This window comes from Hornefia butyriciproducens, assembly GCF_009695915.1.
In the GTDB taxonomy this organism is placed as follows: domain Bacteria; phylum Bacillota; class Clostridia; order Peptostreptococcales; family Anaerovoracaceae; genus Aminicella; species Aminicella butyriciproducens.
The window spans coordinates 305,056-329,288 of the sequence record NZ_VUMZ01000001.1; the positions used below are offsets into that span (position 1 = coordinate 305,056).

Genomic DNA, 24,233 nt, shown 5'->3' on the forward strand with positions numbered 1-24,233 from the left:
TTAAGAATTTTTATTTCTTCCCGATATAAAGCGCTCCTCTTGCGCATCTCACCACCACTATAAAATTCAAATGATCTGTGCTAATTTTACCCTCTCATACATATAAACGCACAGAATACTAAAAAGGGGACAAAAATATTGGGGAGATTTATTTTTTTCATACATAACACCGACAAGTTCTGATTTCCTGACATAAGAAAAAGGGAAGCCGTTAAAGCCTCCCGTATCATCAGACAATCGCATCCGATAAGCCGGACTGTCTGCTATACATCCGGAATATTCATTCCCTCCTGAAATTCATTTCATCAGGTGAAACGAATCGCGTTTTTTTCACGAGCTTATGTATTAAGAACAAAGCTACAAAAATCGGCAGACCGATATAAGCGACTAAAAAGCCATACCAGTCAATACCACTGTCGGTAAACGCATAATAACCTTGACCCAGAATCACAACAGTGCAGATTATTATTGCGTACCAGGTTCCTGCCGGATACAATTTTGCCTGATACTTCAATTCTTTCGGATTGTGCCCCTGAGCCTTCAGACCCTTCCTGAATCGCAGATGACAGATACAGATTCCAAGCCAGGTAAGAAATCCGGTAAGGCCCGTTGCGTTATATAACCATGTATATACCTGGCTGTCAGAATTCAGCGATGTCAGGAAACAGAGACATGCAACCAGTCCGGTAAACAGCACCGCGAAAACCGGAACACCGTGTGAAGTGACTTTTCCCAGCAATTTCGGTGCCTTCCCGGATACTGCCATAGAATACAGCAACCGGCTGCCGGAATAAATTGTCGAATTTCCACACGACAGAATCGATGTCAGTATGACAGCATTCATCAGTGAAGCTGCAGCTGCCAGTCCCGCCTTTCGGAAAACAATTGTAAAAGGACTGATAGCAACATTATCTATATCTGCATTCAATAGATTGGGATCTGTATAACTGATTAACGTAGCTACGACAAATATCGCGCCGATATAGAAAATCAGAATACGCCAGAAGACACTGTTTATTGCTTTCGGTACTGTCTTCTCCGGATCTACTGCCTCGCCTGCAGCGATAGCAGTCGCTTCAACGCCAATAAAGGAAAATCCCGCAGTCATGAAAACGCTGAACATTCCTGCCATTCCTCCCACAAAAGGAGCATCTTTTATCGTCCAGTTCTCAAAACCGACAGTATCAGAATGAAAAATCCCGAAAATCATCAGCACACCGATAACCAGAAAGATAATGATTGTGACAACCTTGATTCCGGCAAACCAGAACTCTGCTTCGCCAAAGATACCTGCCGAGAACAAATTTAATCCCAGCAATATCGCAATAAATATTGCGCTCCACATGATTGATGAACTGTTTGGAAACCAGTATTTCATTACAATCGCAGATGCCACCAGTTCTGTCGCTACTGTCATTGCACTGCAGTACCAGTAATTCCACCCCATTGCAAATCCAAACGATTTGTCAACATAATCCGTACAATAGGTTTCAAAAGCCCCCGGTACCGGACGATAAGTGGCCATCTCGCCAAGTGCCATCATTACAAAATATACCGCAATCCCTATAGCGGCATAAGCCACCATGCTACCGCCGGGACCGGCAGAGCTTATCGAAGATCCCGTCGCAACAAATAAACCTGTACCGATTGCTCCGCCAATCGCAATCATGTTCATCTGTCTCGGTTTCAATTTCCGCTGTAATTGACTTTCATCCTGCATTGATATTGCAGTCGTCTTTTTTCCCTTGTCCATTTAAGACTCCTTTCAGCGGCTGCCCTCCGTTCAGAATCAGTTCCACTGCCCGATTCAGCAGCATCGGAGTTCTCTCATACAGATCCTCTTTGTACACCCTCTCGGTCATCTTGTGAAAATCCTTCCCCCACGGACCGATGTTCATGCAGGGCATGGATATTTTCTCAATGGCTTCGATGGGCAGATCGAAGTATTCTCCCAGAAGCGGCATCGACCGCTCCAGTGCCTTCCGGATATCCGCTCCGCCGCGGATACTCGTAAAGGACAGATCACAGATTCCCGTATAGAAATATTCTCTCTCATAATGCTGCCGGAAGTTCTCTGCCGCAAACTGATCCAGTTTTTCGTAAAGGTCTGCCACAGAGGGCTCCAGCCCCTCGAAAAATACATTGGATACATTCGGATAGTAAGGCGGAATCAGTCCGTAGATCACTCTTGGAGAAAAATCATCAATGTACTCAAAAACGAAATCCACGATTTCAAAATTACATTCTATCAGATCCGTTTCTCCGGAAGCGACCCGCGCCAGAGCGTCTTTTCTTTTTCTTTCGTACGCTTCCCGGAAGCGGTCGCCATAAGCTTCCGCAGCCTCCCGAAGCAGAGTATCGAAATCTTCCACCCTGCTCTTCCAGGGAAGCTCCGACGCCACCGGTTCCGCCGTCTCGCAGAATCGCCGATAACTGTCGTTCATGTCTGCGACTACACATTCAAACGCCTCCTCACAGACAGATTTCACTTTGTTCAGAAGGCTCTGCGGCGACTGATCCAGCGTCAGAACGCTGAAGCACCCGGAAGCAGAAAGCGGCATTGACACGTCGTAGTGTTTCTTGCTGTCCTTCATGTACAGCCAGGTGGGCGGCGGTGCACATTCATTGCCCACAACGTCCGAAAAATCCACATTCAGCTCCGTCCGTCTCACAATTTCACTCAAGAGGCTGACCGGGTTCAGACCCTCGTAGACTTTTCCGATATGTGACAGATAGCCGCGGACATACACGAACGGCAGGAGCTTTCCCACCGAGCCCTCTGAAATAATTCCCACGTCAGGATTCTTCCGCTGATGCGGCTCGGAATTGAACATGATTTTGTAGTTGAATCCATACCGATCCTTCAGTTCCGCCAGAAGCTGCACGGCGCGGCGCATGCCCGCGGAAAGATTTTCCTCATCCGGCACCGCAATCACAATGACATTCCCGCGGAAATCCGGAAGCTGCGCGTATCTCCGAAGCAGAGAAAACTGAATTGCTCCGCCGCCCTTCATATCGCAGCCGCCCCGCCCGAACAGCCACTCGCCCGATTCCAGATCCCTCCCGGCATCCTCCGGCAGAGATTCCCGGATTCCCGCCAGTTCCTTCTCCAGCTCATCCGGAGAAAATGCGTATTCCTTCAGAAGCTTATAATCCTCCACGTCAACTACATCATTGTGATGAACAAAGACCACCGCATCGTTTCCCTGGCCTCTCACCATGGCGTAACTCACCCTGCGCTGAAAAGGGTCTCCCTCTATTTCACAGGTTCCGAAATATTCCGGATGAGCCTGAAAATACGGATCCGCGCCGAGCTCCTCCATCAGAAACCGTTCCGCGTCTCTCTCCGCCGGCGTATAGGTCAGACTTCTGGCCTGAATGTACTTGTATAGAAACGGCTTGATTTCATCTTCAATTCCGTTCAGAATTCCTGACTGGTTCATCGGTTCAACCTCCTTGAATTATTCTACTATGCTCACGATAAGTTCAGAATCAACTGTCCATTCTTGCGATGCCATTTATTTCCATTGAAGAGCACATAGATATTACCTTTTGTCGCATCCATTAGGTTAGACCTCCTTCTTTGTTCTGTATGGTGCAGTTTCCTCCGCTACCATCTGTAAATCCTGGGCTTTATTGCTGAAATCCTCGGCATAGCTAACTACCTGACGCTCCATATCGTTATTGTCCGTCCACAACTCACACTGAAGCATTACTGTGGCAACAGCATCATCCATGCCTTCTGGCGGGTATTTATGTTTCTTTAATAGTCTCTTAATCATCATGCGCATCTTAGCGCGTGCAGAATCACGTTTCTGCCAATCGACAGATCGATTCTTGCGCAGCGCATCTGTGAGCTCTTTTGTTATAGCAATCAGCTCATCATTTTCATAGAAGTCCTTAATCGCCTGCGGCTTGGTAAGAGCATCATAGAACGCCAGCTCATCTTCAGAGAGACCAAGCTCATCTCCTGCATCGTGAGCCTCTCGGATTTGCTGTGCCATTTTCAGGAGTTCTTCGATGACTTCCTCATTGGTAAGCATTCCGTTCAGATACCGGTTCATAACGCCCTGTATTATTTCACTGAACTTTTCGGATTTGACCACATTTGTTCGTCTGTAGATCTGTATCTGCTCAGCGATCAGCTTTTTCAAAAGTTCAACAGCAAGGTTCTTCTCCTTCATCTTTGAGATTTCCTCAAGGAATTTAGGATCAAACAGGGAGAATTCTTCTTTAACATCAGAAAACAAATTGATAACACCATCGCTCTTGATGCTTGATTTCAGAAGCTCATTGATACGGGCGTTCATTTCCGGCAAAGATATCTTCTTACCCTCGCCCTGATTCATTAAGCGCATAACAAGCACGCGGACAGATTCAAAGAATGCCGCCTCGACACGTAGGTCGCGTTCTACCAGCGATGAGCATAGAGACAAAGCCTGACGCAACAACAGTGCCTCTTTGATGAAGTCCTCGCGTTCTCTTTCCTTGTCAGTGCCTACAATGAAGTTAACCGCACCGGTGATAGCCTTCGAGCGTTCAAGATCGGTGCCGTTCGTAAACTTGGAATAGTCATAACCGTGGAATAGATCGCGGCAAATGGACAGCTTCTCAAGAAACTTCGGATACGCAACTTTGGCGATATCGGTATCACCATAGTTCTTTTTATCGCGTGCTGTGTAGTCATTCATGGCCTGCTTCAATGCTGACGCAATACCAACATAGTCAACGATCAAGCCGCCTTCTTTATCCTGAAAGACACGATTGACGCGGGCAATGGCCTGCATCAGGTTATAGCCCTGCATCGGCTTATAGACATACATCGTTGCAAGAGAAGGAACGTCAAATCCGGTCAGCCACATATCAACAACTATGGCGATCTTCATTTCGCTATTATTGTTTTTGAATTCCTTGGCGAACTCGTCCCTGCGGCGCTTATTTCCAATAACAGCACGCCACTCTTCTGGATCTTTATTGCTCTCGGTCATTACAACCTTAACCTTTTCTTTCCAGCTTGGGCGCAGTTCAAGAATACGGTTATAAATCTTCATAGCGATTGCACGGGAATACGCGACAACCATAGCTTTTCCTGTCAGGAGATCAGCTCGGTAATTTTCATAATGATCAAGAATATCATTAACCAGTGAATCTATGGTAGCGTCATTTCCGAGAACAGCCTCCATCTGGCCAAGCTCTTTCTTGCTCTTTTCAACCACTTCAGGATCAGCATTATTTGCCATAATGTCATATTCCTGATCGATCAGATGAAGCGTAGCCTCATCGAATTTCAGCTTAATAACACGGCTTTCGTAATAGACCGGTCTTGTAGCGCCGTCCTCTACGGCCTGTGTCATGTCATAAATATCGATATAGTCACCGAAAACTTCACGGGTATTTCTATCTTTTGCAGCTATAGGTGTTCCGGTAAATCCAATATATGTAGCGTTTGGAAGGCTGTCACGTATGATACGTGCCGTTCCGACCTTTATCTCGCCGGTCTTGGCATCAACTTTTTCCTTCAATCCATACTGGCTACGATGCGCCTCATCAGCCATAACAATGATATTACGACGCTCTGAAAGCGGCTCTGATGACTCTTCAAACTTCTGCATCGTCGTAAAAATGATGCCATTTGCCTGCCTGCCGTCCAACCAGTTCTTCAAACCAATATCATTCTTACCGGATGTCTCTGTCAATTTCCTGCAGGTAGCATGCACCGGTTCCTGACGTAGAAAATCCTTACACTTAGCAAATTGACCATAGAGCTGATCATCAAGGTCATTACGGTCTGTAATTACTACGATAGTTGGGCTATCCAGTGCTTCCTGCAGAAGATGCGCATAAAAAACCATAGACAGAGATTTCCCACTGCCCTGTGTATGCCAGAATACGCCACCTTTACCATCGGTTACTGTCGCGTTCTTTGTAGATTCGATAGCCTTTCTGACTGCAAAATACTGATGATAGCCAGCCAGAATCTTAAACTTCTTCAATCCCTCATTGGAGAAGCAGATGAAGTTTTTGATGATATCCAACAGGCGCTCTTTTTCAAACATTCCCTCAAAGAATGTATCAAACTGAGCGTATTGTGTATTTTCATAACTACCGTCTTTTGTTTTCCATTCCATGAAGCGATCCTCGCCGGAAGTGATGGTTCCGGCCTTGCTGGTCAGATGGTCGCTGATGACGCAAATGCAATTATAGATAAACATCGACGGGATTTCCTGCATGTAGTTTCTGATCTGCAGATAACCCTCGGAAGCATCTGTTTCCTCACGGGATGGCGACTTCAGCTCAATAAGCACAACCGGCAGACCATTCAGGAACAGAAGCACATCCGGACGCTTATTGCTGTTTTCAATGAAAGTCCACTGGTTTGCTACGACAAAGGAGTTATTCTCAGGATTTTTATAGTCGACAATATAGACGAGGCCGGAGCGCTCCTCGCCCTTAACGAAATACCGGACTTCGATCCCATACTGAAGATAATCCATAAATAGTTTATTTTTCTGAACAAGTTCAGCATTTTCAAAATTCTTCAACTTGAACAGCGCGTCTGTAATAGCATCCTCCGGCATTTTCGGATTCAGCCTATGCAGCGCAGATATCAATTCTTCTTCAAATAAAGGGCTATGGAAGTCACGCTCCAAATCCGGTGCGTATACATACCGGTACCCCATATTCCGGAATAATTCGATTATCGAATTCTCATAATCCGCTTCGGTATAAAATCCTGACATGAGTCTCACTCCTTCATTTATTTCTTACATTGTCCTCTTCATAGAGATGGTTTTCATTCATCTTCGCTCCGTTTCAAACAAGAATTTAGAGCAGCAAGCGCAGACTATTTTCCAAGAAAGATTTCAGCATCGCGATAACCTGCCTGAAGGATGGAAAACGATGACTCTTGCCGATGTCTCAAACATGAGTGCAGGTGGCGATAAACCAAACACAATCTCCTCCCAGAAAACAAGCGAATGTCAATATCCTATCTATTCCAACGGCATTAGCAATGATGGGCTTTATGGCTACACGTCAGACTATAAAATCGATACTGAAAGTGTAACTGTTTCCGCAAGAGGAACTATTGGCTTTGTATGTCTTCGGCATATTCCATACACGCCAATTGTACGTCTTGTGACGTTGATTCCTCATACAAACCTCGCATCTGCAAAGTACCTGTATCTGTGGCTTAAAAGCATACCGATTCATGGGACTGGTACTACGCAGCAACAACTAACTGTTCCTGATTTTCGAAAGACAGAAATCATAGTTCCATCAGAATCGGAAATGCGTAGTTTTACAGATACTGTAACGCCCTTTTATCAACAAATATGGGCCAATCAAGACGAGAGCACCAAACTTGCTGATATTAGAGATTCGCTACTGCCAAAGTTTATGTCCGGCGAGATTGACGTCTCTGATATCGACCTTTAAGCCACACATAAATTCTTGTTTATCCGTTCATTCTCCTCGATTTTCATATCAATTGAGTAAAGAATATCGATTATCTTTGCTTGAACTTTTAATGGCGGAAACTTTATTCTCATCTTCTTTATAATCCGACCAGAAAGCCCCCCTCTTGTACTTGTTCCATCTGACAATAGTCGAAACTCTTCATATCGATTATCTAAATTGTAGTAGAGATACAATGGAAGAACCACTTGTTTGTTTGCTCTGCAAGCAATAACAGACTGATTCATGTATGTATCAGTCATTAGAAAACTAGCCTGACCCCTTGTATACCCTTGACCTGCAGTTGCTATCACGGTACTACCTTTAATTGCAAGCTTAGTTGAAGAATTTTCAACTCCTTCTTGAGTGATTTTTCGTTCAGTATTATAAATAAATCTTTGTGAAGTTTCCCCAGAAGAAAGCCACTTAAGGTCACCATTCCAATACTCACTATGTTTTGTCGATGGCGTCCCACCACTATATATTCTTTCACATACTTGCTCCAAAGTATATATTTTCCAAGGTTCCATCATTCCACTTCCTATCCAATATATTTTTTATGCGCCAGCTTCACGTTGCTCTGCTTGACCATCGCGTACTGGAGCGTCGTATCTATCCTTTTATGCCCGAGGAGCTGCTGCAACTGCTCGATGGGCATTCCTTTGTCTATCGCCTTCGTGGCAAGCGTCCTCCGGAATTTATGCGGATGCACCTTCTCAATATCAAGCCTCTTCCCAATTTCCCGTACTCGTGACTCCACACCGCTGATTGTCAGGCGGGTGTGAGGCGACTTCAAGGAAACGAACAATGCTTCGCAGTCATCATCGCGACCGTCGAGATACTCCTGCAGATGGATCTTCGTGCGGGCATCAAAATATACAATTCGTTCCTTGTTACCTTTGCCAAGAACCTTGCATTCCCGCTCATTGAAGTCTATGTCCGACTGATTCAGAAGCACAAGCTCGCCGACTCGCATTCCCGTTGAAGCCAGCATATCAATCAGCGCGAGATCGCGCTCCTCCTCACAGCTGTCACGCATCTTCTCCAAGTCTTCATCCGAGTAGGTGTCCTTGATGCTGCTTGTCGTCTTCACCTTATGAATCCGGCGGATCGGACTCTTGATGAGGTATTCCTCATCCTCTAGCCAGGAGAAGAAACTCGAAAGAATCCGGCGCACATTGTCGATCGTAACCCGACTGAGATTATTCTGCTTCTGATAATCCGTCAGGTAAGAGCGTAAATCCTCTGTCATAATGTGCGTCACCTCTTTGTCGGTCTCCGTAAGCATCCGGTTAATCGTATTTCGGTAATAGGTTAGTGTCTTCTCTGAACATCCTTCAATACGCTTTGCTTCAAGGAACTTCTGTAGCAACTCCTGACTACTGATCTCGTCTTTATACGGTTTGTCCTCTATATACTTGCATAACACGGTTTCAAGTGCCTTCTCAAGTGCTTTCACCTGCGCGTTGTCCAGAAGCGGCAACATCCGCTGCAGCACTTCCTGTTTGATAGATTCTTTCATATTGTCGTTTCTCCTTCTTTTGCTTTTCCAGAGAACGACATCAACGGCAGTTCCGTTGGTATGTTTCTCCCGCCGTTGGTGGGAGTTGGCATTCGATTACTTCTTTTTATTTTTTGTTTCTTTCTCAAGTGTTTTTATCGTATCCAAATACGCTTCTTCTACGGGAGAAAGTGTCTGTACCTGATATTTACGATACTCAGCTTCTGCCTTTTCCATCGCTTGTTTGTGACTAATCTTGCCTGCTCCTTGCAATATTTGTTCACCTGTACTTCCAAGAAGGTTATCTAATTGTTGTACATAGTCACTCATATGCATCGGATTATGTCGCATTGCCTGAATTTCAGCAAAATCAAAATATCCGGAAACAAGATTATTTAATATCTTCAGCTCATTCTCATCCAGATAATTCTTCGCAATGCCGATATCAGATTTTACAGGAAAATCTCCCTTGAAGGACTTTAATCCCATAAAAGGTTTATCAGCGTCAGCCCGTTCATAGATTACTTCTGCTGCAGTATGTCCATGAACAGCATAATGTAGTTTATTCTGAACCATCTTAAAGAATGCAATAGACTCGCTGCTCTTGGGATCATAATCTACACTTGTGGCATAGAGATCAAGCACTTGCCGATACAGAACTTTCTCACTGGATCGGATATCACGAATCCGATTCAGTAGTTCTTTCCAATATTCGCCGCCGCCATTGCCTTTTAATCTCTCATCATCCAGGGCAAACCCTTTTACCATATATTCTTTCAAAATAGCCGTCGCCCAACGCCTAAACTGTGTTGCAACTCGTGATTTAACTCTGTATCCGAGAGAGATGATCATGTCCAGGTTATAGTAAGTCATTTCCCGAGAGACGGTCCTACCGCCTTCGTTTTGAACTGTTCGGAATTTCCGAACAGTTGATTCATGATCAAGTTCTCCTTCATCATATATATTTCTTATATGCTCGCTTATATTTGCCTTGCTCGACTGGTAAAGTTCTACCAGTTGTCTTTGCGTAAGCCATACAGTCTCATCCTCAAGGAGAACATCAATATTTGTCTTCCCATCATCAGTTTGGTAGATGATGATCTGTCCTTTATCGTCTTTTTTCATTCGCATATCTCCACTATTTCATAGTATAAACAAGAATTTATGTGTGGCTTAAAGGTCGATGTTGGAGACGTCGATTTCACCGGACATTAGTTTCGGAAGCAAGGCATCACGGATACCTGAAAGCCTTCTGTTTTCTGCTTCGAGAATAGCTTGCTGTTCAAAAAGTGGCTGACAGAATTCATTGTATTTATGTAGCGTTTCATCATCGGGGATAACAGCAGGAACGGATTTCATACCAGAGCCAGAAATCTCTTTGAAAGTCGAACCTGAAGCCATACCCTCGATGGTCGGCAATGCCTGTTTCAAAAAGAAATACATAAAGGCTGAACCGACATTTGTATTCGGAATGACCGACTTGAATCCCTGATTGGTTGTCACAGTATTTAACGCAATGGCTATATACCCGATTGGCGCTCTTGAGCTGAACAAAATAGTTCCTGCAGCCATTTTGGTCGCGCTGCTATTCGAGAAGCCAAGTTCTGAGATATCATTTTCCCCTCGAGAGATGAACTTGGACTTATCAATAGATAGATCCTTTGGCGTGATCCACGGTATGCCGGTTTCAATGTAGTATTCCGGATGCTTCTTGGAAGGCGTTCCGCCACCGACTACGGTGCCAAGATCAGAAAGTGTTCCACTCTGCCAATTTGGATCAGGATTGGTGACGAACAAGTCGAGAAAATATGCCTGCGCTTGCTGCTCTAAATTCTTGTTTATATCCGTATTTAACTCGATTTTTTCGTCTATCACCTCCAAGATACCAGCAATTTTGCATTGGTCTTCATATGAAAGCTCAGGCACTTCGTATTCCATAATGGCTTTTTTATCACCACGAGGCATCTTTGTTCCCTTTGATGTAGCCATTGAATAATCAAAAAAAGTGTCATCTGCCAGCACATAATGCAAGAATCTGCTGTTTACTCCGTCCTTTGCCCTAAAGACAAGAACATCGTTAGAACATCCTCCGTCGAAAGTTGCATACCATATCTTCTTAAAATACGGTCTAATATTCGAGACCAGAACATCATTCTTCATAAAAGCCTGCGTCTGTTCTTGGGTAGGTAAGGACGCGGCTTTAGTTATACCACCTTTGTTCGGTAGCATATTCTCGGTTGAAATATAGGTATTCTCATCAAGAGCCGACACCTTTATTTTTCCTTTTGCGTACTCGCAGATATCTGAAAGTTTATATTTCATATCCAATCGCTCCCAACTTTCTACGAATCTCGTTCTCAAGTTCACGAGAGCGTTCAAACATATCGGAAAGCTCTGATGTCAGTCTTGTCATTTTCTCCTCGAAAGGCTCACCATCATCTTCCTGCTCCTCGATGCCAACATAGCGTCCCGGAGTCAAAACATAGTCCTGCTTTGCGATATCCTGTATTGTCGCTACAGAGCAGAAACCCTTTTCATCCTCAAGCGTGCCATTCTGGAAAGCTTCGAATGTATCCGCGAGCTTTTGAATATCTTCCTCTGTAAAATCACGATGCTTACGATCTACCATATGCCCCATCTTTCGAGCATCGATAAAGACCGTCTTCCCTTTCTGCTTCTTGCCCTTTGAAATGAACCAGAGCGTCGCAGGGATTGTTACACTATAGAAGAGCTGTGGAGGCATAGCGATGATGCCTTCGATCAGATCATCCTCGATGATCTTCTTTCTGATCTCACCCTCGCCACCACTCTGGGAAGACAGTGCTCCATTTGCAAGAACAAGTCCGATCTTGCCGTTCGGTGCAAGGTGATGAATCATATGCTGAATCCATGCAAAGTTGGCATTACTTGCAGGCGGGATTCCGTATTTCCAACGAACATCGTCCATAAGCTTGTCCTGTCCCCACGGATTATAGTTGAAGGGAGGATTGGCCAGAATGAAGTCTGCCTTCAATGTCGGATGAAGGTCATTCGTAAATGTATCGGCATGATAAGCACCAAGGTCTGCATCAAGGCCACGAATCGTAAGATTCATGATGGCCATCTTCCAAGTGTCCGGATTGGCCTCTTGACCATAAATTGAAATCGAGCCGCGATTGCCGGAATGTGCTTGAATAAACTTCGCACTCTGTACAAACATACCGCCACTACCACAGCAGCAATCATATACACGGCAGTTTGAATATGGCTTCAGGATTGAAACCAGTGTGTTTACGATGCTTGACGGCGTATAGAATTCACCACCGCCTTTGCCTTCCTTTTCGGCAAACTGAGCGATACAGTATTCGTAAGTTCTGCCGAGGACGTCTCGGTTACCTTCAGTCTCTCCCATATCCATGTTGGTAAAGAGGTCAACGACATCTCCGAGGACTCTCTTGTCCAGATCTGGGCTGGCATAATTCTTTGGAAGCACATTCTTGAGTTTCTTGTTATCGGCTTCGATTGCACGCATAGCATCATCAATAACTGTTCCGATTTCCGGTTTATGCGCTGCTGCCGCGATCTTATCCCAACGTGCATCCTCCGGCACGAAGAATACGTTGTCCTCCAGATATGCATCTGGATCATCCTCGAACCCATCTCCCTCGGCAACAAGCTGCTGATACTTCTTATCAAAAGCCGTAGAGATATACTTCAGGAAGATAAGCCCAATGATTACATTTCTATATTCAGATGCCGGGATATGTCCCCACAGCACGCAGGCCGCATCCCAGATTTGTTTCTCAAAACCAATATTGGCAGTGTTCTTTTCAGCCATTTACTTTGTCCTCACTTTCAGTAGCTTCATCAGGTATCATCTCCATAATATCGGAGACATCACAGTTCAAGACGCCACAAATTTTAGCAAGTACACTTGTGGTAACATTCTCATCCTTTCCAAGCTTTGCAAGAGAAGAAGAGCTAATCTTCGCAGCTTTTCGCAGCTGTGTTTTCGTCATGTCTCGATCAATTAGCAGTTTCCATAATTTCTTATAACTGGTTTTCACCTTGAGCCTCCTCTACATTCCACGGCTCACCATAAAGCTCACAATGGTTATACGAAGACCTATACACCCTATTATCTTTCTCGTTTCTACCGCATATGCATCTTGCATGTCGAATGCAATAAAAATCTGTAGTCAATCGTACTCTGACATATCTTCAGACATGAAAAACGACTGAATACCGAATAAAGCATAGCACGATGCGAATCATAGGTCAAATATTTTATTTGAGATATGGATTTCAGGTTTGCATGTCAGCTGTAAAAAAATTCCACCGAGGTTGGTACAAATGGTGTAAAAAAACTTACACAAAAAAGGCATTTGAGCATCCCCACTTGGCAAAAACGGCGAACAGACCGCGCACCGGCGGTAAAATCCGCACGGCGCACGGCCTGTTCTAATTTCGTTTAAGGTTACTTGACAGCAGCAAACGCGTCGTCCAGCGCGTCGATGATGTCCAGGATGTTTTCTGTTCCGATGGACAGACGGATGGTGTTCGGCTTTATGCCCTGCTCCTGCAGTTCCTCTTCAGACAGCTGGGAGTGCGTCGTGGAAGCAGGGTGAATCACCAGAGATTTCACGTCTGCGACATTCGCCAGCAGCGAGAAGATTCCCAGGTTGTCAATCCATTTTTTTGCGGTCTCCTCATCGCCTTTAATCTCGAACGTGAAGATGGAGCCTCCGCCGTTGGGGAAATATTTGTCGTAATACTCGTGGCCCAGTTCTCCCTCCAGAGACGGATGATGAACCTCCTCCACCTGCGGATGATTCTTCAGATAATCGACGACCTTCAGCGCGTTCTGCACATGGCGTTCCACTCTCAGTGACAGAGTCTCCAATCCCTGCAGGAACACAAACGCGTGTACCGGTGAAATCGTCGCTCCGGTATCTCTCAGCAGAATCGCGCGGATATATGTCGCAAACGCCGCCGGGCCCGCCGCGTCAACAAAGCTGACGCCGTGATAGGACGGGTTCGCCTCTGCGATCCACGGATATTTTCCGGTCTTCGCCCAGTCATAAGTGCCTGCATCTACCACAACTCCGCCGATAGCGGTTCCGTGTCCTCCGATGAATTTGGTCGCGCTGTGGATCACGATGTCCGCACCGTACTCGATCGGTCTGACCAGATAAGGCGTCGCAAATGTGTTGTCAATCGCCAGAGGCAGATCGTGCTTATGAGCGATTTTCGCCAGGCCTTCAATATCGGCGATATTGCCGAGAGGATTTCCCAGCGTCTCCGCGAGAATCGCCTTGGTATTCTCATCAATAGCGGCTTCAACCTCTTCTTCGTTATAGATATCCACCCACTTCGCGGTGATTCCGAAATTGGAAAGAGTATGCTCCAGCAGATTGTAGGTTCCGCCGTAAATGTATTTCGAGGCGACGATATTCTCACCCTGCTTCGCAAGCGCCTCAATCGCGTAGGTTACCGCAGCGGCTCCCGAGGCTGTCGCAAGTGCGGCGACGCCCCCTTCCAGCGCGGCAATTCTCTTTTCAAACACATCCTCCGTGGAATTGGTCAGGCGTCCGTAAATATTTCCCGCATCCTTCAGGCCGAACCGGTCGGCTGCATGCTGCGAATTTCTGAACACATAGGAAGAGGTCAGATAAATCGGAACCGCTCTGGCGTCCGACGCCGGATCCGCCTCCTCCTGTCCTACATGAAGCTGTAACGTCTCAAATCTGTAATTCTTCTCTGCCATTGTCAAGTACCTCCATATTCTTCCCGAACGCCTCGCGTCCGTCACATTTTAATGTCCTTGTGTGCTGACTTTTTTAACCTATATCTTTGGTGTGTTTATAATATAGCACGATTCCTTGTCCGTGTAAAATCTATAATTTTTATCGTGCGTAATAGCTTTTGTCTATAACAAAGTTTATTTGAGAGGAGGCCTCTGATACCCTCTCGCGGCGTTCGTCAGCCTCCTCGTTCCGCATTGTTAACTCCGTCCAAATAGCGCTTCATCTCATCCACATACATCCGGCCGATGTCGCTGAGCGGACTGCGCTTCCTCGTAATATAGCCTATCGTCATGACCGCGTTCCGGTTTTCCCGGTCGCCCCGGAAGGGCACAGCCACATAAGCGTCACCGTTCAGTTCCTCATTGATGATCCCCGAGCAGAGAATATATCCGTTCAGCCCCACCATCAGATTCAGCATGGTCGCCCGGTCACTGGCCTTGATAGTCCGGGGATACTCCTTCTCCGTCATGATCTCTTCCGTGAGATAATAGGAGCCTTCCTCTCCCTGATCGAACGCCAGACACGGATAATCCTCCAGCTGCTTCAGCGTCAGCGACTCCTTCTTCGCCAGCGGATGTCCCCGCCACATATAGATGTAGGCGCTGCAGCGAATCAGCTCATGGAATTCCAGATCGTGGTCCCGCAAAAGCTTTCCGATAGCCTTTCGGTTGAAGTCACTGAGGTACAAAACTCCGATCTCACTCCGCAGATTTCCCACATCCGCAATGACCGCCCAGGTCCTGGTCTCAAAGATTCCGAACTCGAAATCGCTGGTCCCCAGCTTTCTGACGGTTTCCACAAAAGCCTTCACCGCAAAGGAATAGTGTTGCGTGGAAACGCTGAATTTTCTTTTGTAATTGCGGTCGCTGGAATACTTCTCCTGAATCAGTTCATACTGCTGGTACAGCTGCCTCGCATACATCAGGAAATCCGCGCCCTCGTTGGTCACGATCATGCCGCGGCTGGTCCTCGTGAAAATCGACAGCCCGATCTCTTTCTCCAGCTCCTTCACCGCACTGGTCAGGGACGGCTGGGAGACAAAGAGCTGTTCGGCGGCCTTGTTCATGGAGCCGGCGCGGGCGATCGTCAGAACATAGTGAATTTGTTGCAATGTCATCAGTTCTCTCCATCTCCCCTCTTCAAATCCGTATTCTCCGAGCCGTCATATCATATAGTCGTCGCCGGCGTCACCGCGGCGGACGAGATCCGCAACTGTAATGCCGTCAAAGAATTCATTTGTCATCTCATAATATTTCTGCCACATCTCCAACGTCTTGCAGCCGGCGGCCCTGGGACATGTATTCACCTCCGAGTCCAGACATGCGACAGGCGCGAGGCTTCCTTCAATTTTCCGAAGCACATCGCCGATGGTATAGCTGTCCGCATCCCGAACCAGCCTGTATCCGCCGCCCTTGCCGCGCTGCCCCTGAACATATCCGGCTCTGGAAAACACGACGATGATGCTCTCCAGATACTTCTCCGAAATCCCCTGCCGTTCAGCGATCTCCTTCAGCGGAATGAACTCGCCCGTATTATGTTCGGCGAGATCGATCAGCACCCGCAGTGCATAACGGCCTCTGGTTGAAATTTTCAGTGCCATTGAATCACCTCCTCCTCTTGTTTGTATCATTATACCACCGCAGTCTTCAATAATCAACTATTTTGGTAGGTAATTAGGATAGTCCTATGCCTCTGTATGCGCGGCTTCGCTGTCAGCAGTTCCCGATCAGCACTGTGCTGAGAAATCCGGACGCAACCTCTGCAAGCCGGCGTATCCGCCCTGTCTCCAGCGGTCGGCCCGAAACTTTGTACCGTGGGAAACATCGGGTTACATGCAGCGGAATCTCCGGATCCATCGCAGCGATCCATCGCGCCTCCGCTTCCATCATTTCCTCTGTGTCGTTCAGCCCGGGTACAATCAGCGTCGTCAGTTCCAGATGTGTCCGCGAGTCCGCCGCAATCTCGATAAAGTCCAGCGTCTGCTGAAAGTCACCGCCCAGCATCCGGTATCCCTCCTCCGAAAAGCATTTCAGATCGATATTCATCGCATCGATTTCCGGGATCACTCGCTCCGCGATTTCCCGGCTCACGCTTCCGTTGCTCACAAGAACCGCCTTCATGCCGTCCCGGTGCAGAAGCTTCGCCGTGTCCAGCAGGAATTCAAAGCTGATAAGCGGCTCGTTATAGGTGAAAGCGACGCCTGTGTTTCTCTCCGGCCGAAGGGACATGGCCATCTTACAAAGTTCTTCCGGCGAGATTTCCCGCCAGGGCACGCCGGTCTCTCCTGCCATGGAGATTTCGTAATTCTGGCAGAACGGACACCGGAGATTACAGCCATAGGATCCGCAGGAGAGAATTCTGCTTCCCGGCAGAAAACGGGCCAGAGGTTTCTTTTCAATCGGATCCAGCGCCAACGACGTAATCCTCCCGTAGTTTGCGCAGATCACGCTGCCCTGTTCAGCCTTCCGCGCCCCGCAGGCACCGGTCTGCCCCTCCTGCAGTCTGCATTCTCTGGCGCAGACTGTGCACTTAATAATGTCTGACGACTTCAAACCGTTCAAGCTCGATCTCCTCGTCCGGGCGTATTCCGGCCTTCTGCCTGGCGATACTGATCTGCTGCTCCACATCCCGCACGCCGTCCAGATTCGGCAGAAGGAGTCCCTGCCGCCCGCCGCAGGTCACGATCACACCGTAGCGTTTCACATCCAGTTCCTCCGGAGACCGGATCTTTTCCGTCTCTCCCAGCACATCCACGCTGTACTCCAGAAACGGAAGTTCCGCTTCGGTTACCGGACTGAACCGGGGATCTCTGGATGCGGCGCTGACCGCATTATGAATGATTTCTTCTGCCACGTTTTCCCGCGTCGGTCCGACGGTTCCGATACAGCCCCTGAGATTTCCATCGATATGCAGCGATACGAACGCCCCGGCTCTGCGCTGCGTCATCTCCTCCGGAAGGCCGTCAGGCAGGCCGGTGATCCTTTGTTCCCGCACAAAGGTCTCCAGAGAAAGACGCGCGAGGCGGACATATTCATCCTCCTGGTCCTTTCTTTCCGCCAGCCGACGGTCGTACTTCTCCACATAGCGTTCGCCGAAGCCGCGTCCGGCGTCGTATCCTGTCGGATGCACAGAGCACACGCCGTATCCGACGCCGGTCACGCTCTCATAAGAATAAACGCGGGTCTCCACTCCCGTCATGTCAAAAGCCCCGGCCATAATGGTGAAGGAACGGTGCCCGCACTCTCCGGCTCCTGACAGGAGAGCCGGCTCATATTCCAGAAGTTCGCCGAAGTTTCCTGTTTCCATGGTTTTCATGATCCGGGCGTCATAAACCGGTCCCTCCCGGTGAAATCCGTAGGGGCCGTCCTCCTTCAGATAATGGGACAGATCTCCGCTGGCGATGAACACCGTTTTGCGTGCCAGCGCGGAAACCGCCTGCTGAATCAGAATTCCCAGCGCATAATGGTCCAGCAGAGACTGTCCGGAGAGACCGATGCGGATGACTTTGAAGTCAGGGCGTTTCCCGCGGTCGCGGTACGCCTTTTCCACAAAACAAAGCGGAATCAGAACCGCGTGGTCCAGTTCTTTGTTCCTCTCCCCCAGGGTGCCCGCGCGAAGCCCGGACTTCTCCGCCAGATCACAAATCTCACGGATCAGATCACGGTCGTAGGCGACATTCACGCTGACCCCGCGGGCTCCGAAACGGCTCATATCTCCATAGGCTCCCTTTCCCGGCGAAATGTGGAAGTAATCGCTGTACATCACAGAGTGAGGCGTCGTCACGATAATGGTTTCCGGCTCCAGCTCCGCAATTTCAGCCGCCACCGCCCGATAGGAATCGATGGTTTTCTGTATTGTTTTCTCCTCGCCCCGCCCGATTTCCGGGAGAATCATCGGCGGATGCGGTACCATATATCCTGCCAGTATGCTCATTTCAGTTTTTTCTCATCTTCTTCAGTTCCTCGAGTCCGATGACCTCCGGATCCATCTCATCGTCCGCATCATCAGGATCGAACGGTGTGCGGAGAATGTTCTCCACGACGCTTTTGTTATATGCCAGTATGCGGTCGATCAGGAACCTGGCCGGCCCGTCCGGATTCAGTTTGCGGATGATCCCGTCATATCCGAACACCAGCTCATAGCACTGGTCGATCTCCATCTGTCCGGGATCCTCCGGCAGCGGAATATCGGTGAGACGGTCAATAATCGCCTGTGCCATAATCATATCTCCGAACAGGTCGTTGTAGTGTCCCTCTGAAACGGACGGCCCCGCCACCTCCATGATGAGGTCGAAGATATCCGTCAGCGGCATTCCTCCCCGCACATTGATATCGATCGGGTTCCCCTCCAGATCCCTCACCGTTACCGTCTCCGACGAGTTCCATGCCAGCTGCGCTCCGGACAGAGCCTGCGTTGCTGCGATAATATCCTTCTTCTCCATCCTCGACTTCCTCCTAGCGTACTGCAAATGAAAACATGTACGGATCCAGGGACCAGTACTCTTCCATCTTGTATTTAATGTAATCGGCGGACTCAAATTCCGGGATTCCCATATAATAGTGTTTTTTGTCGTCATTCTCGGAAATCAGAGAACAGGCCGCATAAACACTAAAGGCGAAAAACAGTTTTCCCTTGCGGTCCAGTCTGCCCTTTGTTTCCGGAAGCTCCTCCAGCATGTCGAACATCTTCATCATACGCGCGCGGCTGGTTTCCACAGAATCGTCCTCCATGACGTCCTTCAACGCCGCGAACCCTGCCGCAACAGCCGGCGTGTCCACCGCATTCTGACACAGCTCGCCGATTACATCAAACATTCTGATGTAATCCACGACATCGTTGTCATAAAAGGGGATCTCCAGTCGGGTCAGAAGTTCACACATCTCTCCGTAACGGCTGTTGGATTCCGGCTCCTCCGCATCCAACGTCTCTCGAACGACTTCGTCGATCAAAGCGCGTTCCTTTGTTCCATCATACTCACCCCGGGGGCGGTACACGCCTCCGGCATCCCAGCTCAGCAGCACGTATCCGCCTTCCGGAGAGGCCTCCACAGTCAGGAAATTCAGCGGCTCATACTCCCTGCTGTAAATCAGATAGATGACTGCACAGAGCGCAGGCCGCTCCGGCTTCGGCAGAAAAATCCGGCAGATATTGACGCCGCCTTCGTATTCCAGCAGACCCGCGCCGAAATCCGACTCTGAATATTCTCCGCCGTCCTCCAGGCTGCCGTACAAATCCCGGAGCCAACCGTCGCCGCTTTCCTCCAGCCTGCGGATCATGCCCTTACAGTCTCCGTAAAAACGGTTCAGCAGTTCTACATGTTCCAGCTCATATCGTTCCATTTCTCTCTGTCTCCTTAACAAAAAACTGACCGGCGAGGTTCCGCTTCCTCCGCTTCCTCCCGCCAGTTCGACCGGTTCCGCGACCAGTTCTGCCAGCCCTGCGACCGGCTCTGTCAGAACGGTTTTCCGGTCAGAAGCTCGTAGGCCTCTTTATATTTTTCGATAGTTTTGTCGATTACCTCCTGCGGCAGCAGATAATCGCTGTCCGGATTAGCCTTCAGCCAGTCCCTGACAAACTGTTTATCATAGGACGGCTGCGACCGACCCGGCTCATAGCCTTCCAGCGGCCAGAAGCGGGAACTGTCAGGAGTCAGCATCTCGTCGCCCAGCACGACTTTTCCATCCTCGTCCAGTCCGAACTCAAACTTGGTGTCCGCAATGATGATGCCTCTGGAAAGAGCGTATTCCGCACATTTTTTATACAAGGCGATCGTGCAGTCGCGAAGCGTCGCAGCGTACTCCTCGCCCTTTCCCGGGAACTGCTTTTCGATGACGTCGATGCTTTCCTCGAAGGAAATGTTAATGTCATGATCTCCGATTTCCGCCTTGGTGCTCGGTGTGTAAATCGGCTCCGGCAGCCGGTCGGACTCCAGCAGACCCTCAGGCAGACGAATGCCGCAGACGGTTCCCGTCTTCTGATAACTGCTCCACCCGGATCCGGTAATGTATCCGCGTACAATACATTCAACCGGTAGCATATTCAGTTTCCGGCACATCATACTGTTGCCGTCGAACTGAGGCTGACGGAAGAATTCCGGCATGTCGTTAACATCTACAGAAATCATGTGATTCGGCAGAATGTCATTCGTCATGTCAAACCAGAACTTCGACATCTGTGTCAGGATCGCACCCTTGTCGGTAATCTGGTTCTTCAGGATGTGATCGAATGCGGAGATCCGGTCAGTCGCAACCATGATCAGACTGTCGCCGTTATCGTAGATTTCACGGACTTTACCTTCTTTTACTGGTTCATATGTTTTCATTAAATTCCTCCCTGTTCAGCTCTGCGGCAGCGGTTTAGACCGGCGCTTTCCGCCTTGTTTTCCGCCTTGTTCAGCGCCGGGCGCAATGGTTCTTTCCCTGCGGCAACGCCGCCCGTCATCTGACCGTATGTCCTCCGGGTCAGATGACATCAAAATCAGATAGAACCTCCATTTAGACCGGCGCTTTCGGCTTTATTTTCCGCTTTATTCAGCGCCGGGCGCAATGGTTCTTTCTCTGCGGCAACGCCGCCCGTCATCTGACCGTATGTCCTCCGGGTCAGATGACATCAAAATCAGATAGAACCTCCATTTAGACCGGCGCTTTCGGCTTTATTTTCCGCTTTATTCAGCGCCGGGCGCAATGGTTCTTTCTCTGCGGCAACGCCGCCCGTCATCTGACCGTATGTCCTCCGGGTCAGATGACATCAAAATCAGATAGAACCTCCATTTAGACCGGCGCTTTCGGCTTTATTTTCCGCTTTATTCAGCGCCGGGCGCAATGGTTCTTTCTCTGCGGCAACGCCGCCCGTCATCTGACCGTATGTCCTCCGGGTCAGATGACATCAAAATCAGATAGAACCATTATAGCACATTTCACCAAATTAACATTGTATTTTCGCGTTATTTTTTGTAAAATGAAATTTGTTATGCGGAAGGAGTTTTATCTATGGTTGAAATAATTGTGCTGGCAGTTTACGCACTGCTCATCTTATACACGTTGTCGCAGCTGAATCACTGGCTGAAGTTGATCAGCCACGGCGTTCTACTCCGGGCGATCGTTGACGTACTGTACATTCTGTTCGCGCTGCTGCCCATCGGCGGCTGCTACCTGAGCGACGGCACCCTGAAGGACGCGATGACCGGAAACGGCAATATCTGGCTCGGGTTTCTCGTCTATTTCGGAATGTGTCTCGTGTTTTTCCATATCATCCGGTTTTTCGTATGGATTTTTTCACACTCGCATCAGAAGGACGGAGAACATGTCCGGAAAAAACACCCATGGGCGGGACTGTTCGTTCTGTTCATGTGCGTTCTGGTCTCCCTTTCACTGACCGCCTACGGAACCATCAACGCCCACAAAATCCACACAGTGAAATACAATGTAACACTTTCAAAAAAGACGGCTGCAAACGGAAAGCTGAAAATCGTGCTGATCTCTGATCTTCACCTGGACACCAACACATACGAGGATCAGCTCCGCGCGATGGTCCGCGAGATCAACAAACAGAACGCCGATATCGTCGTTATTGCCGGAGACACCTTTTCCGGATCATTCAGCGCCGTCCGGGATCCGGACACCTATGAGGCAATTCTGAAGGAAATCAAATCCAGACAGGGCGTTTACGCTGTCTATGGCAATCACGATGTAGAAGAACGGCTTCTGTGCGGATTCAATATCAGCCGTAAGCGTCCTATGCGCAGCGCGGACATGGAAGAGTTTATGGCAAAGGCAGGGATCACTCCGTTGGACGACAAGACCGTGTTTATCAACGGAGCACAGATCGTCGGACGGCTGGACGGCGAGCAGACCGGCACCGATGCTGTGAAACGTGCGTCAATCGCCTCACTGACCGGTTCTCTGGACACAAAGATGCCAGTGTTGGTAATCGAACACGAGCCGACTGATTTCAAAAACCTCTCAAGCTGCGGCGTCGATCTGGTACTGAGCGGTCACACCCATGCCGGACAGTTCTTCCCCTGCACTCTGGCAATGCCGTTCCTCTCCAGGAACGCATATGGACTGAAGAGCATTCACGGCGTCTATTCCATCGTCACCTCGGGTGCGGGATATTACGGACCTCCGATTCGCATCGGAACCCACAGTGAGATCGCGGTTATCAACCTGAACTACTGAGACAAAAAGAAATTCTGAGAAAAGCAGGCCCCGCATTTATATGCCGTCTCACAGGCAGACGACATATAAATGCGGGGCTTTCATACGAATGCAGCACTTTATATTTTAATGCATGCTTATCCGATTGTAATTTCCGGATTATCCTTTGTGAGAATGTCACGGGCAAAGATCGACGCGCCCAGAATATCAGCGCTTTTCGTCTCAAGGCGATCCAGGATCTTCACCAGATCATCGTGACGGGACGGATCCACACTCTCGACAATCAGAAACGCGTTGACCGTATCATTGGTCAGCATGGTGCGCTGCCCGTCTCTCCAGTTCCAGCACCGGCACACTGCGCCCTGATCGTCCAGATAGCAGAGTTCCCCCGGAAGAGTCGGGTTGTTTTCCTCGTCTCCCAGCGCCATGAATTCATCTCCGCCCTCTTCCGAAATCGTCAGACGCAGGTTCCCGACAAAGGCGTCAAGGTTTTCGCCGCCCACCGGCAGCGCATAAGTCAGAGACGCCGCATTGTAAATGTCCACCAGCGGATTGATGCCGCCGACATAATTTCCTTTGTCCACCCGGGCAAGCAGCGCCTCAATCGACGCGCGGTTTCCCTTCTTTTTCTTGAATTTCTGAAATGCCTGCCGCCACACCGCAACCACGGAGTTTTTAGACAAAGGCATTGCCGGGATCCATTTCACCGCTTCTTCGTTCGCCGCTGCCAGATCGTCACGGATTTCCTCGTGCGCATCGTAAACCGCCTCCGTATTATCGACGCCGTTCAGAACCAGGACGCCGATCTCCGCATCCGGAAACAGTTCCCAGAACGAATTCTCACAAATAAATTTTTTCATTTAATTTACCTCCTGACTATTAATTCATACTATCATATTTTTATTCCGATGACAATAATCGCAGACCTATGATGCCGATAACAATCATCGCAATGCAGACCCACTGCGGCAGGCTGACCGTCTCCTTGAACAAAAGCATGCCCAGCACGCTGGTACCGATGATGCCGATGCCTGTCCAGATGGCGTAGGCCGTCCCAAGCGGCAGATTTTTCAGCGCAAGCGCAAGAAACACCGCACTCGCGATATAGCTCACTGCGGTTATGACGCTGGGAATCAGCTGTGTAAAGCCTCCCGAGTATTTCATCGCAACCGCCCAGGTGATCTCCATCGCACCGGCAATTCCAAGTATTATCCATTTCATGTCAATCCTCCTGAAAAAAAGGCGTCAGTTCCTCATGTCTTCTAAGGCCTAACGACATGAGTTCCTGACGCATGCAATCTCTCTACCCGGCGGCAGAGTGCAGTGTTTCTGTTT

The 24,233-nt window shown here is 48.6% G+C and carries 21 protein-coding genes; 2 read left to right on the forward strand and 19 right to left on the reverse strand.

The genetic code is table 11. The features are described from left to right. Window positions 1-280 precede the first annotated feature (280 nt). The 3 genes from FYJ64_RS01370 to FYJ64_RS01380 form a co-directional block, all read right to left on the reverse strand. Window positions 281-1,753, reverse strand: coding sequence for an amino acid permease (locus tag FYJ64_RS01370; protein ID WP_235897069.1), 1,473 nt, complete (start codon window positions 1,751-1,753; stop codon window positions 281-283). Continuing rightward, entirely contained in the window at window positions 1,710-3,443 is a 1,734-nt protein-coding gene (locus FYJ64_RS01375; RefSeq protein ID WP_154573452.1) for a M20/M25/M40 family metallo-hydrolase, read from the reverse strand. Before FYJ64_RS01375 ends, FYJ64_RS01370 begins: the two co-directional genes overlap by 44 nt. A 126-nt stretch (window positions 3,444-3,569) precedes the next feature. Continuing rightward, window positions 3,570-6,740 (reverse strand): type I restriction endonuclease subunit R, encoded by a 3,171-nt coding sequence (locus FYJ64_RS01380; RefSeq protein ID WP_154573453.1) that lies wholly within the window; start codon window positions 6,738-6,740, stop codon window positions 3,570-3,572. Between FYJ64_RS01380 and FYJ64_RS01385 the strand changes: the two genes are divergently transcribed. Beyond that, entirely contained in the window at window positions 6,739-7,437 is a 699-nt protein-coding gene (locus FYJ64_RS01385; RefSeq protein WP_235897070.1) for a restriction endonuclease subunit S, read from the forward strand. The two genes, FYJ64_RS01380 and FYJ64_RS01385, sit on opposite strands and share 2 nt — an antisense overlap. On the opposite strand, the gene FYJ64_RS01390 is transcribed toward FYJ64_RS01385, so the two are convergent. The 14 genes from FYJ64_RS01390 to FYJ64_RS01455 all read right to left on the reverse strand — a co-directional run bounded on the left by FYJ64_RS01390 (window position 7,434) and on the right by FYJ64_RS01455 (window position 21,064). Beyond that, the gene (locus tag FYJ64_RS01390) at window positions 7,434-7,988 is read right to left on the reverse strand and encodes a restriction endonuclease subunit S (RefSeq protein WP_154573454.1); all 555 of its coding nucleotides are present in this window, start codon (window positions 7,986-7,988) and stop codon (window positions 7,434-7,436) included. The two genes, FYJ64_RS01385 and FYJ64_RS01390, sit on opposite strands and share 4 nt — an antisense overlap. Window positions 7,989-7,996: 8 nt before the next feature. Further along, on the reverse strand, window positions 7,997-8,977 hold the full coding sequence (gene xerA / locus FYJ64_RS01395) for a site-specific tyrosine recombinase/integron integrase (protein ID WP_154573455.1): 981 nt from the start codon (window positions 8,975-8,977) through the stop codon (window positions 7,997-7,999). Between the two features lie 96 nt (window positions 8,978-9,073). Beyond that, a complete protein-coding gene (locus FYJ64_RS01400) occupies window positions 9,074-10,081 on the reverse strand; it encodes a virulence RhuM family protein (protein ID WP_206045493.1) in 1,008 nt (335 codons plus the stop codon). 48 nt (window positions 10,082-10,129) lie between these two features. Continuing rightward, entirely contained in the window at window positions 10,130-11,278 is a 1,149-nt protein-coding gene (locus FYJ64_RS01405) for a restriction endonuclease subunit S (RefSeq protein ID WP_154573457.1), read from the reverse strand. Then, window positions 11,268-12,773 carry a type I restriction-modification system subunit M gene (locus FYJ64_RS01410; RefSeq protein WP_154573458.1) on the reverse strand — a complete coding sequence of 502 codons (1,506 nt, stop codon included), beginning with the start codon at window positions 12,771-12,773 and terminating at the stop codon, window positions 11,268-11,270. Before FYJ64_RS01410 ends, FYJ64_RS01405 begins: the two co-directional genes overlap by 11 nt. After that, window positions 12,766-13,002, reverse strand: coding sequence for a helix-turn-helix domain-containing protein (locus FYJ64_RS01415; protein WP_328596973.1), 237 nt, complete (start codon window positions 13,000-13,002; stop codon window positions 12,766-12,768). The genes FYJ64_RS01410 and FYJ64_RS01415 overlap by 8 nt, the downstream gene beginning before the upstream one ends. Window positions 13,003-13,412: 410 nt before the next feature. Continuing rightward, window positions 13,413-14,702, reverse strand: coding sequence for an O-acetylhomoserine aminocarboxypropyltransferase/cysteine synthase family protein (locus FYJ64_RS01420; protein WP_154573459.1), 1,290 nt, complete (start codon window positions 14,700-14,702; stop codon window positions 13,413-13,415). A gap of 215 nt (window positions 14,703-14,917) precedes the next feature. Next, the gene (locus tag FYJ64_RS01425) at window positions 14,918-15,859 is read right to left on the reverse strand and encodes a LysR family transcriptional regulator (RefSeq protein ID WP_154573460.1); all 942 of its coding nucleotides are present in this window, start codon (window positions 15,857-15,859) and stop codon (window positions 14,918-14,920) included. 45 nt (window positions 15,860-15,904) lie between these two features. Beyond that, a complete protein-coding gene (locus FYJ64_RS01430) occupies window positions 15,905-16,342 on the reverse strand; it encodes an RrF2 family transcriptional regulator (protein WP_427811017.1) in 438 nt (145 codons plus the stop codon). Window positions 16,343-16,454: 112 nt separating this feature from the next. Next, window positions 16,455-17,303, reverse strand: coding sequence for an AmmeMemoRadiSam system radical SAM enzyme (amrS, locus tag FYJ64_RS01435; RefSeq protein ID WP_235897071.1), 849 nt, complete (start codon window positions 17,301-17,303; stop codon window positions 16,455-16,457). Next, entirely contained in the window at window positions 17,272-18,675 is a 1,404-nt protein-coding gene (amrA, locus tag FYJ64_RS01440) for an AmmeMemoRadiSam system protein A (RefSeq protein ID WP_154573462.1), read from the reverse strand. Before amrA ends, amrS begins: the two co-directional genes overlap by 32 nt. Window position 18,676: 1 nt before the next feature. Continuing rightward, window positions 18,677-19,183 (reverse strand): hypothetical protein, encoded by a 507-nt coding sequence (locus tag FYJ64_RS01445; RefSeq protein ID WP_154573463.1) that lies wholly within the window; start codon window positions 19,181-19,183, stop codon window positions 18,677-18,679. A 13-nt stretch (window positions 19,184-19,196) separates the two neighbouring features. Then, window positions 19,197-20,081: a hypothetical protein gene (locus FYJ64_RS01450; RefSeq protein WP_154573464.1), complete on the reverse strand. Its 885-nt coding sequence runs from the start codon at window positions 20,079-20,081 to the stop codon at window positions 19,197-19,199. Between the two features lie 113 nt (window positions 20,082-20,194). Further along, a complete protein-coding gene (locus tag FYJ64_RS01455; RefSeq protein WP_154573465.1) occupies window positions 20,195-21,064 on the reverse strand; it encodes a phosphoribosylaminoimidazolesuccinocarboxamide synthase in 870 nt (289 codons plus the stop codon). A gap of 667 nt (window positions 21,065-21,731) precedes the next feature. Between FYJ64_RS01455 and FYJ64_RS01460 the strand changes: the two genes are divergently transcribed. Beyond that, window positions 21,732-22,919: a metallophosphoesterase gene (locus FYJ64_RS01460; RefSeq protein WP_154573466.1), complete on the forward strand. Its 1,188-nt coding sequence runs from the start codon at window positions 21,732-21,734 to the stop codon at window positions 22,917-22,919. 116 nt (window positions 22,920-23,035) lie between these two features. On the opposite strand, the gene FYJ64_RS01465 is transcribed toward FYJ64_RS01460, so the two are convergent. Both FYJ64_RS01465 and FYJ64_RS01470 read right to left on the reverse strand, forming a co-directional pair. Then, window positions 23,036-23,758, reverse strand: coding sequence for a B3/B4 domain-containing protein (locus FYJ64_RS01465; RefSeq protein WP_154573467.1), 723 nt, complete (start codon window positions 23,756-23,758; stop codon window positions 23,036-23,038). 40 nt (window positions 23,759-23,798) lie between these two features. Then, the gene (locus tag FYJ64_RS01470) at window positions 23,799-24,119 is read right to left on the reverse strand and encodes a DMT family transporter (protein ID WP_154573468.1); all 321 of its coding nucleotides are present in this window, start codon (window positions 24,117-24,119) and stop codon (window positions 23,799-23,801) included. Between the last annotated feature and the right edge of the window lie 114 nt (window positions 24,120-24,233).

What these genes read in the sequence shown, in the direction of transcription:
- FYJ64_RS01455 (WP_154573465.1), bottom strand. Translation starts at nt 21,064, where the DNA reads ATGAAAACATATGAACCAGTAAAAGAAGGTAAAGTCCGTGAAATCTAC.
- FYJ64_RS01445 (WP_154573463.1), bottom strand. Translation starts at nt 19,183, where the DNA reads ATGGAGAAGAAGGATATTATCGCAGCAACGCAGGCTCTGTCCGGAGCG.
- FYJ64_RS01425 (WP_154573460.1), bottom strand. Translation starts at nt 15,859, where the DNA reads ATGACATTGCAACAAATTCACTATGTTCTGACGATCGCCCGCGCCGGC.
- FYJ64_RS01460 (WP_154573466.1), top strand. Translation starts at nt 21,732, where the DNA reads ATGGTTGAAATAATTGTGCTGGCAGTTTACGCACTGCTCATCTTATAC.
- FYJ64_RS01385 (WP_235897070.1), top strand. Translation starts at nt 6,739, where the DNA reads ATGAGTCTCACTCCTTCATTTATTTCTTACATTGTCCTCTTCATAGAG.
- FYJ64_RS01390 (WP_154573454.1), bottom strand. Translation starts at nt 7,988, where the DNA reads ATGATGGAACCTTGGAAAATATATACTTTGGAGCAAGTATGTGAAAGA.
- FYJ64_RS01380 (WP_154573453.1), bottom strand. Translation starts at nt 6,740, where the DNA reads ATGTCAGGATTTTATACCGAAGCGGATTATGAGAATTCGATAATCGAA.
- amrA (WP_154573462.1), bottom strand. Translation starts at nt 18,675, where the DNA reads ATGAGCATACTGGCAGGATATATGGTACCGCATCCGCCGATGATTCTC.
- FYJ64_RS01400 (WP_206045493.1), bottom strand. Translation starts at nt 10,081, where the DNA reads ATGAAAAAAGACGATAAAGGACAGATCATCATCTACCAAACTGATGAT.
- xerA (WP_154573455.1), bottom strand. Translation starts at nt 8,977, where the DNA reads ATGAAAGAATCTATCAAACAGGAAGTGCTGCAGCGGATGTTGCCGCTT.
- FYJ64_RS01405 (WP_154573457.1), bottom strand. Translation starts at nt 11,278, where the DNA reads ATGAAATATAAACTTTCAGATATCTGCGAGTACGCAAAAGGAAAAATA.
- FYJ64_RS01370 (WP_235897069.1), bottom strand. Translation starts at nt 1,753, where the DNA reads ATGGACAAGGGAAAAAAGACGACTGCAATATCAATGCAGGATGAAAGT.
- FYJ64_RS01450 (WP_154573464.1), bottom strand. Translation starts at nt 20,081, where the DNA reads ATGGAACGATATGAGCTGGAACATGTAGAACTGCTGAACCGTTTTTAC.
- FYJ64_RS01410 (WP_154573458.1), bottom strand. Translation starts at nt 12,773, where the DNA reads ATGGCTGAAAAGAACACTGCCAATATTGGTTTTGAGAAACAAATCTGG.
- FYJ64_RS01375 (WP_154573452.1), bottom strand. Translation starts at nt 3,443, where the DNA reads ATGAACCAGTCAGGAATTCTGAACGGAATTGAAGATGAAATCAAGCCG.
- FYJ64_RS01470 (WP_154573468.1), bottom strand. Translation starts at nt 24,119, where the DNA reads ATGAAATGGATAATACTTGGAATTGCCGGTGCGATGGAGATCACCTGG.
- FYJ64_RS01430 (WP_427811017.1), bottom strand. Translation starts at nt 16,342, where the DNA reads ATGGCACTGAAAATTTCAACCAGAGGCCGTTATGCACTGCGGGTGCTG.
- FYJ64_RS01465 (WP_154573467.1), bottom strand. Translation starts at nt 23,758, where the DNA reads ATGAAAAAATTTATTTGTGAGAATTCGTTCTGGGAACTGTTTCCGGAT.
- FYJ64_RS01420 (WP_154573459.1), bottom strand. Translation starts at nt 14,702, where the DNA reads ATGGCAGAGAAGAATTACAGATTTGAGACGTTACAGCTTCATGTAGGA.